General features: G+C 62.8%; 10 protein-coding genes. 6 read left to right on the top strand and 4 right to left on the bottom strand.

Going from position 1 to position 13,133, the window contains the following annotated elements; translation table 11 throughout:
• The first annotated feature begins 146 nt into the window (after positions 1 to 146).
• A complete protein-coding gene (gene ilvD / locus LHFGNBLO_RS05670) occupies positions 147 to 1,991 on the top strand; it encodes a dihydroxy-acid dehydratase (RefSeq protein WP_258605059.1) in 1,845 nt (614 codons plus the stop codon).
• A gap of 51 nt (positions 1,992 to 2,042) precedes the next feature.
• Here the strand turns inward: ilvD and LHFGNBLO_RS05665 are convergent, their stop codons facing one another.
• Complete coding sequence (locus LHFGNBLO_RS05665; protein WP_258609597.1) at positions 2,043 to 3,797, bottom strand: ABC transporter ATP-binding protein; 1,755 nt, start codon at positions 3,795 to 3,797, stop codon at positions 2,043 to 2,045.
• 239 nt (positions 3,798 to 4,036) lie between these two features.
• On the opposite strand from LHFGNBLO_RS05665, the gene LHFGNBLO_RS05660 reads away from it, so the two are divergent.
• The 3 genes from LHFGNBLO_RS05660 (at position 4,037) to LHFGNBLO_RS05650 (ending at position 6,763) form a co-directional block, all read left to right on the top strand.
• Positions 4,037 to 5,329 (top strand): amidohydrolase family protein, encoded by a 1,293-nt coding sequence (locus LHFGNBLO_RS05660; protein WP_258605058.1) that lies wholly within the window; start codon positions 4,037 to 4,039, stop codon positions 5,327 to 5,329.
• 84 nt (positions 5,330 to 5,413) lie between these two features.
• Positions 5,414 to 5,674: a hypothetical protein gene (locus tag LHFGNBLO_RS05655; RefSeq protein WP_258605056.1), complete on the top strand. Its 261-nt coding sequence runs from the start codon at positions 5,414 to 5,416 to the stop codon at positions 5,672 to 5,674.
• Positions 5,675 to 5,839: 165 nt separating this feature from the next.
• On the top strand, positions 5,840 to 6,763 hold the full coding sequence (locus LHFGNBLO_RS05650) for a DMT family transporter (RefSeq protein ID WP_258605054.1): 924 nt from the start codon (positions 5,840 to 5,842) through the stop codon (positions 6,761 to 6,763).
• Positions 6,764 to 6,861: 98 nt separating this feature from the next.
• On the opposite strand, the gene LHFGNBLO_RS05645 is transcribed toward LHFGNBLO_RS05650, so the two are convergent.
• Entirely contained in the window at positions 6,862 to 7,764 is a 903-nt protein-coding gene (locus tag LHFGNBLO_RS05645) for a phosphotransferase family protein (RefSeq protein WP_258605053.1), read from the bottom strand.
• A 156-nt stretch (positions 7,765 to 7,920) separates the two neighbouring features.
• Here LHFGNBLO_RS05645 and LHFGNBLO_RS05640 point away from each other — a divergent pair, with 156 nt between their 5' ends.
• Positions 7,921 to 8,553 (top strand): class I SAM-dependent DNA methyltransferase, encoded by a 633-nt coding sequence (locus LHFGNBLO_RS05640; RefSeq protein WP_258605052.1) that lies wholly within the window; start codon positions 7,921 to 7,923, stop codon positions 8,551 to 8,553.
• 2 nt (positions 8,554 to 8,555) lie between these two features.
• Here LHFGNBLO_RS05640 and LHFGNBLO_RS05635 read toward each other — a convergent pair whose 3' ends face one another.
• Positions 8,556 to 11,012 carry a GcvT family protein gene (locus LHFGNBLO_RS05635; RefSeq protein WP_258605051.1) on the bottom strand — a complete coding sequence of 819 codons (2,457 nt, stop codon included), beginning with the start codon at positions 11,010 to 11,012 and terminating at the stop codon, positions 8,556 to 8,558.
• The gene (locus LHFGNBLO_RS05630) at positions 11,009 to 11,896 is read right to left on the bottom strand and encodes a phosphotransferase family protein (RefSeq protein WP_258605050.1); all 888 of its coding nucleotides are present in this window, start codon (positions 11,894 to 11,896) and stop codon (positions 11,009 to 11,011) included. Before LHFGNBLO_RS05630 ends, LHFGNBLO_RS05635 begins: the two co-directional genes overlap by 4 nt.
• A gap of 418 nt (positions 11,897 to 12,314) precedes the next feature.
• Here LHFGNBLO_RS05630 and LHFGNBLO_RS05625 point away from each other — a divergent pair, with 418 nt between their 5' ends.
• Positions 12,315 to 13,091: a DeoR/GlpR family DNA-binding transcription regulator gene (locus tag LHFGNBLO_RS05625; RefSeq protein WP_258605049.1), complete on the top strand. Its 777-nt coding sequence runs from the start codon at positions 12,315 to 12,317 to the stop codon at positions 13,089 to 13,091.
• The last annotated feature ends 42 nt before the right edge of the window (positions 13,092 to 13,133 follow it).

Below are 13,133 nucleotides of genomic sequence, written 5' to 3'. Positions count from 1 at the left end.
GACAGCGCCACCCAATTTTCTTTGGAAAATCTGGCGCACCGCAAAATTGTGGCCAGACCAGGCTTCGGCGTCTATAACGCCTGCGATCCGAATTCAGCGCCGCCGTGCCGCCAGCCCGGGCGCGGCCAGCCAGCAAGGAAAGTCGCATGCCCGCCTATCGCTCCCGCACCACCACCCATGGCCGAAACATGGCCGGCGCCCGCGGTCTCTGGCGCGCCACCGGCATGAAGGATTCGGATTTCGGCAAGCCGATCATCGCCGTGGTCAATTCCTTCACCCAGTTCGTGCCGGGCCATGTCCACCTCAAGGACCTTGGCCAGTTGGTCGCGCGCGAAATCGAAAAGGCCGGCGGCGTCGCCAAGGAGTTCAACACCATCGCCGTCGATGACGGCATCGCCATGGGCCATGACGGCATGCTCTATTCGCTGCCGTCGCGCGAGCTGATCGCCGACTCGGTCGAATACATGGTCAACGCCCATTGCGCCGACGCCATGGTCTGCATCTCCAATTGCGACAAGATCACGCCCGGCATGCTGATGGCGTCGCTGCGCCTCAACATCCCGACCGTTTTCGTGTCCGGCGGGCCGATGGAAGCCGGCAAGGTGGTGCTCGCCGGCAAGACGCAGGCGCTAGATCTGGTCGATGCCATGGTCGCCGCCGCCGACGACAAGATCTCCGACGAGGACGTCAAGATCATCGAACGCTCGGCCTGCCCGACCTGCGGCTCCTGCTCGGGCATGTTCACCGCCAATTCGATGAACTGCCTGACCGAAGCGCTCGGCCTCTCGCTGCCCGGCAACGGCTCGACGTTGGCCACCCATGCCGACCGCAAGCGCCTCTTCGTCGAGGCCGGCCATCTGATCGTCGATCTCGCCCAGCGGTATTACGAACAGGACGACGAGACCGCGCTGCCGCGCAACATCGCCTCGAAGGGCGCCTTCGAGAACGCCATGACGCTCGACATCGCTATGGGCGGCTCGACCAACACCGTGCTGCATATCCTGGCCGCCGCCCATGAGGGCGAGATCAACTTCGACCAGGATGACATCGACGCGCTGTCACGCAGGGTTCCGGTTCTGTGCAAGGTTGCCCCCGCCAAAGCGGATGTGCACATGGAAGACGTTCATCGCGCCGGCGGCATCATGGCCATCCTGGGTCAGCTCGACAATGCCGGGCTGATCAACCGCGACTTGCCGACCGTGCATACATCAACGCTCGGCGAAGCGCTCGATCATTGGGATATTTCCCGCACCTCCAGCCAGAGCGTCCGCGATTTCTTCCTGGCTGCACCCGGCGGCGTGCCGACGCAAGTCGCCTTCAGCCAGGACCGCCGCTGGGACGAGCTCGATCTCGACCGCGAGAAGGGCGTTATCCGCTCGGTGGAACATCCCTTTTCCAAGGACGGCGGCCTCGCCGTGCTGAAAGGCAATCTGGCGATCGACGGCTGCATCGTGAAGACAGCGGGCGTCGATGAATCGATCCTGAAATTCACCGGCCCGGCCCGGGTGTTCGAAAGCCAAGACGCCAGCGTCAAGGCGATCCTGGGGAACGAAATCAAGGCCGGCGATGTCGTCGTCATCCGCTATGAGGGACCGCGCGGCGGCCCCGGCATGCAGGAAATGCTCTATCCGACCAGCTATCTGAAGTCGAAGGGCCTCGGCAAAGCCTGCGCTCTGGTCACCGACGGCCGCTTCTCCGGCGGCACGTCGGGCCTGTCGATCGGCCATGCTTCTCCGGAAGCGGCGGAAGGCGGGCTGATCGGACTGGTGCAGGAAGGCGATACGATCGAGATCGATATCCCGAACCGCAGCATCCGCCTTGCCGTCGCCGAGGTCGAACTGGCCGCGCGGCGCGCGGCGATGGAGGCCAAGGGAGCCGCAGCCTGGAAGCCCGAGGAAAAGCGCAAGCGCAAGGTGACGACGGCGTTGCGTGCCTATGCCACGATGGCGACCAGCGCGGCAAAGGGCGCGGTCAGGCACGTCCCGGAGTGAACATCGATCCGATGCGGACGGCGGCGTGTCGCTGCCTTCCGCGCCGATCTCTCACGGCATCAACTGGTATTCGTAAAGCTTCTGGTAGAGCCCGCCCTGCTTGAGCAGGGTTTTGTGTGGGCCGCTTTCCACCACCTTGCCGGCTTCCAGGACGACGATCGTGTCGGCCTGATGCACGGTCGACAGCCGGTGCGCGATGACGATGGTCGTGCGTCCCACCGTCAGCTGCTGCAGCGCATCGCGGAACAGCGCTTCCGATTCAGCGTCCAGCGCGCTGGTTGCCTCGTCCAGCAGCAGGATCTCCGCATTGCGCAGCATGGCGCGGGCGATCGAAATCCGCTGGCGCTGGCCGCCTGAAAGCAGGGCGCCGTTCTCGCCCACTTCCGTGTCATAGCCTTTCGCCATGGCAGAGATGAATTCATGCGCGTTGGCGGCCTTGGCAGCGGCGATCACCTCTTCGTCGGTCGCATCCTGCCGCCCAAGGCGGATGTTGTGCATCACCGTGCCGACAAACAGGAAGGTGTCCTGGCTGACATAGGCGATCTTTTCCCGCAGCGAGGCGAGGGTGCCCTGGGCAATGTCCTGGCCATCGAACAGCACCTTGCCGCTTTGCGGATCGTACATGCGCATGATCAGGTTGAGCATGGTCGATTTGCCGCTGCCCGAAGGCCCGACCAGCGCCGTCATCTTGCCGGGCACGAAGGTCAGGTCGAACCGATCCAGCACAGGTTTGCCGTCCTGATAGGCAAAGCTCACATCGTCGAACCTGATCTCGCCCGGCCCCGCCTTGAGCGGCTTGGCATCGGGCTTTTCGGCCAGCGTCAGCGGTCGGTCGGCCAGCTGGAACATCATGCGCACTCCAACCATGCCGGTTTCCAGAGAGATGCGAACGCGTGCAAGGCGCTTCGCCGGTTCATAGGCAAGCAAGAGTGCGGTGATGAAGGCCATGATGCCGCCCGGCGTCTGGCCGCCCTGCACGACGAGAACGCCGCTGACCAGGATCACGCCTGCGATCGCCAGCCCGGCCAGAGTTTCCATGATCGGGCTGGTGCCGGCTTCCAGCGTCGCGATGCTGTTGGCACGGCTCTCGACATCGGAAACGGCGCTGTACATACGCTTGCGCATCGAATCCTCCAGATTGAAGGATTTGACGACGCGCACGCCGATCGTCGTTTCCTGCATCACTTGCACGATCTGTGCGATGGAACGGAACTCCATTTCGGTGATCTTGCGGATCCGCTTGAGGATGCGGTTGACGCTGTAGATCGCGATCGGCCCGACGATGAAGGAAACCAGCGACAGCGCCGGTTGCTGGACAACCATCACCAGCAGCAGGCCGATCAGTGAAACCAGATCGCGCACAAATGACGTAACGATAAGATCAAGTACGTTACGCGCCGCCTGCGCGTTGTTGGTCATGCGGGTGATCAGGTCTGACGAGGAGGTCGAATGGTAGAATTCGATACCTTGCGCCAGGATCCGGTCATAGATCTTGCGCTGGCGCTCGGCGATGATGCTGTTGCCGACCCGGCTGAGGAAATAGGCCTGGACGAAGGTGGCGAGGCCCTTGATGATGAAGATGGCGGCGACAGCGGCAGCGATCAGATAGATTCGCTTGACGTCTCTCGAGATCATGAACTCATTGGTGATGTCGCGCATGATCCAGGCGCTGGCCGCCGTCATGCCGGCTATCACCAGCATCGACAGGATGGCGATGCCGTAGCCGAACATGTGTTTGCGGAACGATTCGCGGAGCAGCCTCACGACGAGGCGCAGGTTTTCCGTCGAGCGTTCGTCACGTTTCAGGAACTTCAAATCCAAATCCACACTGGATTTCCATGGTTTGCTGCGCATCATCCCGAAATCCGCTCGCCACGCCGCTCCACACCAGCGCGAATTCCGAATTCGCCGCATAGGACGAAAGGCGGCTTATAGAGCCAGTTGCACCCGGATGGAACCTTTCACCCCGGCTGAAAGAAACGGCTGCGGCAACCTGTCTTTTGCGCCACCATGGCTTTGTGATTCTGAAAAAGGGATGACGACAGATGAATTTCGACCTTGTTGTGCGCGGCGGCACGCTCCCTGACGGCACCATCGCCGACATTGGCATCATCGGCGAAACGATCGCGGCGATCGGACCCGAACTGAACGTTACCGCCGGCACGGCGATCGATGCGCATGGCAATCTGGTCTCACCGCCCTTCGTCGATCCGCATTTCCATATGGACGCCACGCTCTCCTACGGCATTCCGCGCATCAACGCGTCGGGCACGCTGCTCGAGGGCATTTCGCTATGGGGCGAGTTGAAGCCGCTTTTGACGCACGAGGCGGTGCGTGACCGCGCGCTTGCCTATTGCGACTGGGCGGTGTCGATGGGCCTGCTCGCCATCCGCACCCATGTCGATGTCTGCGACGACCGGTTGCTGGCTGTCGAAGCCTTGCTCGACGTCAAGAAAACGGTCGCGCCCTATATCGACCTGCAGCTGGTCGCCTTCCCGCAGGACGGGTTTTATCGTTCGCCGACGGCGTGCCAGAACACGCTTCGCGCGCTTGACCTGGGCGTCGACATCGTCGGCGGCATCCCGCATTTCGAACGCACCATGGCCGATGGCACGCGTTCGGTGACCGAACTGTGCGAAATCGCCGCAAAACGCGGCCTGATGGTCGACCTGCATTGCGACGAGACCGACGATCCGCTGTCGCGCCACATCGAGCAGCTTGCCTATGAAACGCAGCGCCTCGGCTTGCAGGGCAGAGTGGCCGGCTCGCATCTCAGCTCGATGCATTCGATGGACGATTACTACGTCTCCAAGCTGTTGCCGCTGATAGCCGAGGCCGGCGTCTCGGCGATCCCCAATCCGCTGATCAACATCATGCTGCAGGGCCGCCACGATACGTTTCCCAAGCGCCGCGGCCTGACGCGGGTCAAGGAGATGCAAGCCCACGGCATCCGCGTCGGCTGGGGCCAGGATTGCGTGCTCGACCCGTGGTATTCCCTGGGCACCGCCGACATGCTCGACGTTGCCTTCATGGGCCTTCACGTCGCTCAGATGTCGAGCCCGGCCGACATGGGGCGCTGTTTCGACATGGTAACCAATGTCAACGCCGCCATCATGGGCCTCGATCATCTCGGCCTGGCGGTCGGCAAGCGGGCCAGCCTCGTCATCCTCGACGCCGGAAATCCGGTCGAAGCCTTGCGCCTGCGTGCCGAGCGGCTGTGCGTCATCGCCAGGGGCAAGGTTGTGGCTGAGCGAACCAAACAGGAAACGCGGCTGTCGATTGCGGGAAGGCCGGGCTTGGTGAACCGCAGGCACCGCCCGTCCCCTCAGGCCCAATAGGACGCCCCGCCTGCATCAAAGCGTGACGTGTCGTCCGGTAAAAATAAGTATACAATATGCCTCCACTTTTTGAGGAGGAAGGTCATGTGGCGCAGGACAGCAATCGCGCTCGCGCTGGCGGCAATCAGTGCAGGCTGTACGACAATGACGCCGGAGGACCGCCGCGCTGCCGACGAGGCGAAATGCCTGTCCTACGGCTTCGTCAAGAAGAATGACGCCTTCGCCGAGTGCCTGCAGCGCATAGATATCGAACGACGCGCGGCATTGAGAAATGTTCAGGCTTTCGATCCCTGGGACGGGCCGATTATCTATCGCCCGATCATCATTCGGCCGCAGCCAAGCTAAGCCAGATAACGCCGGTCCACCCGGGAACCGCTCAAAGGCGATCTTGGTGTAGGCCCATCCGATTCCCGGTGCTGGTCTGGCCGGTTTCTCGCTTTCCGCTCGTCAAAGCGGTTGCTTGCGTCTACGACGCCGCTGACAACCGGCCTCCGAGGACCCGATACCGGCATGGCGCAGCCACTAGCCCAGAATTCGACGATCAGGAACGTGCTGGTGGCTGGCATTCTGCTGATGCTGGCTGGCGATTTCCTGTTTGCGCTAAACGACGCCATGGGCAAGTGGCTGGTCGCCAGCTTTTCCGTCGGCCAGGTCGTGCTGATCCGCTCGGTCGGTGCTTTTTTCGTGCTCGGCCCGATGATCGCCAACCAAGGCACGGCCAAGCTGTTCCGCATGGAGCGGCTGGAACTGCAGATCCTGCGTGTCGTCATGACGACACTCGACACTGCACTTTTCTACGCCGCCGTTGTCTACCTGCCGCTCGCCGATGTCATGAGCTTTTACATGGCCGGGCCGATCTATGTCGCCGCGCTGTCGCATCTTCTGCTCGGCGAAAAGGTCGGCTGGCGCCGTTGGATGGCGATCCTGGTCGGCTTCTGCGGCGTGTTGATCATGCTCAAGCCCTCGTCGGCGGCGTTTTCGCTGTCGTCGGGTTTCGCACTGGCCGGAAGCATCGCCTTCGCCTTCGCCATCATCCTCAACCGCCGGCTGCGCGGCACCAGCGACACCAATCTGGTCACCTGGCAGACCATCGGCACGCTGATCGTCGGCGGTGTGCTGACCATCGGCACCTGGCAAACGCCGTCCGCACTCGATTTCGGCGCCATGCTGCTGCTCGGCATCGTCTCCTGCGGCGCGCATCTGATGATCACCAGGGCGCTGAAGCTGGCGCCGGCCTCGACGCTGGCGCCGCTGCACTACACGCTGCTCTTGTGGGCAGTGGTCTTCGGGCTGGCCTTCTTCGGTGACGTGCCTGGCCCGCGCATCCTGATCGGTTCGGCCATCGTCGTGTTCGCGGGCCTGTTCATCTTCCATCGCCAGAAGGTGGTCGACACCGTGGTACCGCCCGAAAACGTGCCGAAGGGCGTCAACTAATGCATGTTGCCCAAAAGTGCGCAGCGGTTTTGGGATAACGACATGCATAAACAAACACCTTAAAGCGCCGCGCGCTTTAAGGTCCGGAGTTCTGGCACCTAGCCCTTTCGCACCGCCGCCAAGTGCCGTGAAAACTCGGGCGTTTCCATCAGCGCCTTGCAGCGTGCAAACCGCCCATCGGCATAGGCGCGGAAATCGTCGACCGGATTGTTGTTGGCAAGCTGGATCAGTCCCCACAGCGTCCACAACAGATCGCACATCGCTTTGTAGATGACGACGCGGCCACGCTCGGCCGGTTTCGGCTCGCCGCTGAAATAGGCATGCATCATCTCGTCCTCCTGCGCCGTGTCGAATTGTCCTTCGACGCTGAGGTCACCGAGGTCCCAGAGCGGATCGTTCATTCCCGAATATTCCCAGTCGACGACCCACATCCGCTCGCCGGTATCGAGAAAGTTCTCGCACAGCGGATCGCAATGGCAGGCAACGAGGGGAAGCGGATGGGCGGCAAGTGCCGAGCGCACCGTCTCGGCCTCGCGTACCACGTCATGGTAGCCGGCGGGTAGCGCCACATCCTTGGTCGACAGTACCTTCAGATAGTCGTCGATCATTGCAAACAGCTCGAAGCGGAAGGGAAAAACCGCGCCGGAGCTGTGCAGCGTGCGGAAGGCCTTGCCGGCGCGCGCCGGACTGCCCGGCCGTGTCCTGAATTTCTCCGGCGACATCGTCTCGGCGCCAGCGATGAAGCGCGTCACCATCACCCCGGTCCTGGGGTCGACATGCAGCACTTCGGGACTGACGCCAGCCTTTGCAGTTTCGCGCGCCGCCACCACCTCGTTGGCGCGGTTGATATATTCCTCGGTGCCTTTGCCGGGAATGCGCAGGCAGAAATCGCCGGCTTTGAACACGAGATTGGTGAGGCCGCCGAGCCGCTCCAGTGGTCCGTTGTAGCCTGCCAGCAGCGGAATGCCCGCTAGCGCCGCGCGCACCTCGTTATCCCCCATGCTTCGCCCCTTCACGCCTAATTTACGTCGACGACGGTTCCACAGTTTTCGCCGTTTGGCTATCATCTGATAGAAGGCGATTCACTACGGCGCCGCGCGTCCTCTTTGGCCGCGCAAAAGACGGTGTAGCATTTTGAGTTTGGCGGCGAAGCAGTGATGACCGACAGCAAACATCCGGGCGCGCTCGGTGCGGCCTATGCGGCGAAACGGCCGGAGGAAGTGGCAGCACTTTACGACAGCTGGGCCGACACCTATGACGCAGATATGTCGGCGGCCGGCTATCGCCATCCGACGATCTGTCTCGCCTTGCTTTCCCGCCATCTGCCACGCGGCGCCGCACCTCTCCTCGATGCCGGAGCCGGCACCGGGCTGATCGGCGAATGGCTTGCCATCACCGGCTATCCCCAGGTAGAGGCGCTCGACATCTCGGAAGGCATGCTGGCCCAGGCGTCGCGAAAGGGCGTCTATTCAGCACTTCACCGCCTGGCGCTTGGCGGCCCGCTGCCCTTCGCCGATGATGCCTATGCCGGGATCGTATCCGCGGGTGTTTTCACCTCGGGCCATGTCGGCGTCGACGGGTTGGACGAACTGATCCGCATCTGCCAGCCGGGCGGAGTGATTGTGCTGACGGTCAAGAACACGCTGTGGGATGCGGGTTTTTCCGCGCGGATTGCCGAACTCGAGGCGCAAGGTGTCGTCACCCGCGCCGAGGAGACGCCGCCCTACGTCTCCATGCCGGGCGAAGCCGACACCGTGCCCAGCCGTGGTCTCGCGCTGCGCGTGACCTGAATCTAGGCTTTCACCTTTTCTCCCGCCGGGTCGTAAAGCGGCTTGAGATGGATCCTTGCCGGCGTCCGCTCCATCGCCACCACCAGCTCGTAGTCGCCGGAGGCGAGGAAATCGTCGCTCACCCCGTCGGCGTTGCGCACATAGCCGTAACCGATGTTCTTGCCCAGCGTGTAGCCATAGCCGCCGCTGGTCAGGTAACCGACCGACTCGTTGTTGCGCAGGATCGTCTCGCGCCCGACCAGCACGATCTCCGGATCGTCGACCGTGAAGCCGGCAAAGCGTTTCTTCAGCGCCGCACCATTGACCGTTTCAAGCGCCCGCCGGCCAACGAAATCCGTGTTCTTGCGCAGCTTCGCTGCCCAACCAAGGCCGGCCTCCTGCGGCGTGTCGTTGGGCGTGATGTCGGAGCCCCAGGCGCGGTAGCCCTTTTCCAGCCGCAGCGATTCCAGCGCCCGGTAGCCGACCGGGCGGATACCATGCTTCTCGCCGGCCGCCATCAGCACATCGAAAATCTCGCCCGTAGCGGCGGCGATCGGCACATGCAATTCCCAGCCGAGTTCGCCGACATAGGTAACGCGCAGCGCCCGAATTGTGTGGCCGGCTATTGCGATCTCCCGAACATGGCCGAACGGGAATCCGGTATTCGACACATCCGCATCGGTCACCTCAGCCAGCACATCGCGTGCCCTGGGGCCCATCAGTGACAGCGTGCCGAAATCCTCAGTGACATCGGTGAGCGCCACGTCGAGATCCTTGCCGGCATGGTCTGCGATCCACGCAAAATCATGCGTACGGAAACCGGTGCCGGTGACGATATAGAATTTTTCCTCAGCCAACCGAGCCACTGTCAGGTCGGCCTCGATGCCGCCGCGCGTGTTGAGAAGCTGCGTGTAAGTCAGCCGGCCGGCCGGCTTGGCGACATCGTTGGCACAGATCCAGTCCAGCGCCTTCAGCGCGTCAGTGCCCATCAATTCGTATTTGGCGAAGGACGACTGGTCGAAGATGCCGACCTTTTCGCGCACATGCCGATGCTCGTCGCCGACCGGTGAAAACCAGTTCTGCCGGCCCATCGAATAGACGTCCTTTGGTTCGACACCTTCTGGCGCGAACCAGTTCGGCCGCTCCCAGCCGAGCTTCGAGCCGAACACGGCGCGGTGCTGCTGCAGCCGTTCGTACAGCGGCGAGACGATCCGAGGTCGTCCCGTCGCGTACTCCTCATGCGGAAAACCGATCGTGTAGTGCTTGCCGTAGGCTTCCAGCGTCCGGTCGCAGACCCATTGCCGGTCGCGGTGCAGATTGGAGAAGCGTCTGATATCGACCACCCACAGGTCGAGCGGCGCCTCGCCGTCGACCACCCATTGGGCCAGCACCCAGCCGGCGCCGCCGCCGGACGCGATGCCGAAAGCATTGAAGCCGGCGCCGACGAACATATTGGCGCATTCCGGCGCCACGCCGAGGATGAAATTGCCGTCCGGTGTAAAACTCTCCGGCCCGTTGATCATCTGCTTGACGCCGACGGTTTCAAGCGCCGGAACCCGCGCGATCGCCTGGGTCATATGTTGCTCGAAATGATCGTAGTCATCGTCGAACAGCCGAAACTCCCAGTCATCGGGCACGTCGCCACCGGGGAGACTGGTCGCCCAGGCCTGCGGGTTTGGCTCGTAGCCACCCATCACCAGCCCGCCGACTTCCTCCTTGAAGTAGGTGCGGCGGTCCGGATCGCGGATCGTCGGCGCGTCGGTCGACAGGCCGGCGATCCTCTCGGTGATGATGTACTGATGCTTCACCGGCTGCAGCGGCACGTTGATGCCGGCCAGCGCGCCGACCTGCCGCGCCCATTGTCCGGCACAGTTCACCACCTTGTCGCAGGCGATATCGCCCTTGTTGGTCTTCACCGCGGTGATGCGGCCGTCTTTCATGGCGAAGCCGGTGACGCGGACCTCCTCATACAATCTGGCGCCATGCATGCGCGCACCCTTGGCCAGCGACTGCGTAATGTCGGATGGACTTGCCTGGCCGTCGGTCGGCAGCCAGCTGGCGCCGACGAGGTCGCCGGTTTCCAGCAGCGGCCACATTTTCTTGATCTCTGCGGGCGACAGCAATTGCATGTCCATGCCGAAGCTCTTTGCCGTCGTCGCCAGCCTTTTGTACTCGGTCCAGCGGTCGGCATTGGTGGCGAGCCTAAGGCACCCGGTCATCTTCCAGCCGGTGGCCAGTCCGGTTTCGGCTTCCAGGCCCTTGTAGAGATCGACCGAATATTTGAGCACACGGGTGATCGAGGCCGACGAGCGCAACTGCCCGACCAGCCCGGCCGCGTGCCAGGTCGAACCCGAAGTCAGCTTGCCCTGTTCCAGCAGCACGACATCGGCCTTGTGGTCGCGCGCCAGGTGGTAGGCTGTCGAACAGCCGATGATGCCGCCGCCGATGACGACGATTCCGGCGTGGCTGGGCAGGCTCATGGGTTCAGTCTTCCGTACTTCGTTTGGTAGCTTTCCAGCGCGGCATCGAGCCGCGTCAGGTTCTCTTCGGTGTAGGCGACGTAGTCGATCCCCGGCGCGTCGAGATAGAGTTCCGAGACCATGCTCCACATCGCCTCGCGCAGCAGCGAGGCGCATTGCATGGCGGCGTGCGAACGGCGGATCGCCGCGTCCGGCTCTTTCATGAAATAGGCGGTCAGGAAGGTGAAGGATTCCTCGTCGCTCATCCCGGCATTGGAAGCCGCACCGGCAAGATCGAACATCGCCGTGTTGAAGCCGGCATACTCAAAATCGATCAGCCACAGCCGGTTGCCGTCATCGAGAATATTGGCCGGCAAAAGGTCGTTGTGGCCGAAGACGATCGGTAGCAGCTTCTGCGCCCGTTCGAGCTCGTCCGCCAGCGTCAGAAGATGTGGCAAGTCGCTTCGCTTGCGGCTGCCACCCTCCTCCAGCGTGCGGGCATAGTCGCGAATGACGTGGAACACCCAGAACATGAAGCCGGCGCCGGAGACATGGTTCGGCATCTCGCGATGGAAGGATCGCAGCAGCGCCGCCACGCGGCCGAGATTGGCGCGCACGTCTTCGGCGAGGAAGGTCCTGGCGCCGAGAAACTCCGTCACCAGGATGCCAGGCTCGGAATAGTGCACGGCCGGCGCGAAGCCGGCCGCCTCTGCCGCTCGAGCCGTCATCACCTCGCGCTCGCGAAAGACATGATGGAACGGAAAGTCCTGGCCAAAGCGGACGACATGCCGCCCGGCAGCGTCCTTGACCAGATAGTTGGCGTTGCTGAGGCCGCCCGGCAGAGGCGCGATATCGATGCTGCCGGTCCAGCAGGGCAGGGCGCGGATGCGGTCTTCGGCAGTCACGGGCTCATCCCTGGTGGCAGGTGTTCAAACAAGGCGCCAGGGTGGCGCGCGGTCGTGGAGAGTTCGATGAAAATCTCGTCGGTGCGGACGCCGGGTCTGTAAGCCCTAACCGCACCGACGAGCCCCTTGGCCGGACTCTTGACCCCGGCATCCGCCCCCGCGGATTCGAAAATCCCTTGCGTCAGACAATTTTTCAGACGTTTGGGCAATCACATTCATGTGCGGCTCAGCCTTCCCTCTTTCGTGGCGGTTCCGAGCCTGCCTACAGATAATGTCGCTCCGCGGGGCTCGGCTTGTCAACGTAAACTTGTGGCTTTTTCTGTCTTTCTGCCCGAAATCTTAAGGAATTATTGTAAACTGTGGCCGAATTGCCCTAGAAGCGGTCAATGGTGCAACAGATCCGGGCCGGGCAACGTCAATGATCCATTCCAAGCGGCACGGCGAAATCCTGCGCCTCCTCAAGGAGGAAGGCACGATCAGCATCGCCAGCCTGGCCGGCCGGCTAGGGGTGTCGCTGGAAACCGTGCGTCGTGACGTCAAGCCGCTCGGCAATGACGGCTCGATCCTGAAGATGCATGGCGCCATCAGCCTGCCGTCGCTGGCCGGCGAGCCGCCGTTCGAGCGGCGGATGCGCGAGAATGCCGACACCAAGCGCATTATCGCCCGCATGGTCGCCGCCACCATCCGCGATGGCGAGTCGGTCATGCTCGACACCGGCACCACCACCTCGTTCCTCGCCCGCGAACTGCTCGGCCACCGGCGGCTTACAGTCGTCACCAATTCGTCCGACATCGCCCGAACGCTGGCCACCGTCAACGGCAACAAGGTCTATATGGCCGGCGGTGAGTTGCGCAGCGATTCCGGTGCTGCCTTCGGCGTTTCGGCCATCGAATTCGTCAGCCGCTTTTCCGTCAACCACGCGATCATCTCTATCGGTGCCGTCGACGCTGTCGCGGGCCTGATGGACTACAATCTGGAGGAGGCGGAATTCGCCCGCATGGTGCTGTCGCGCGGCCAGCGCTCGCTCGTCATCACCGACCACAGCAAATTTGGCCGCCAGGGACTAGTCCAGGTCTGCGGCCTCGACGGCTTCTCCGAACTCGCCACCGACCAGCAGCCGCCGCGCGACATTGCCGCCGCCCTTGCCGAGTCTGGTGCGCGACTGAGCATCGCGGTTGGCGAAGCCGGGTTCTGATCTCCACCGCAGGATCAATGCCGGGTGTTGGCACTTCCCAGC

The sequence above is a fragment of the Mesorhizobium sp. AR10 genome, from assembly GCF_024746795.1.
Taxonomy (GTDB): domain Bacteria; phylum Pseudomonadota; class Alphaproteobacteria; order Rhizobiales; family Rhizobiaceae; genus Mesorhizobium.
This window is presented reverse-complemented; position numbering and strand designations above follow the sequence as displayed.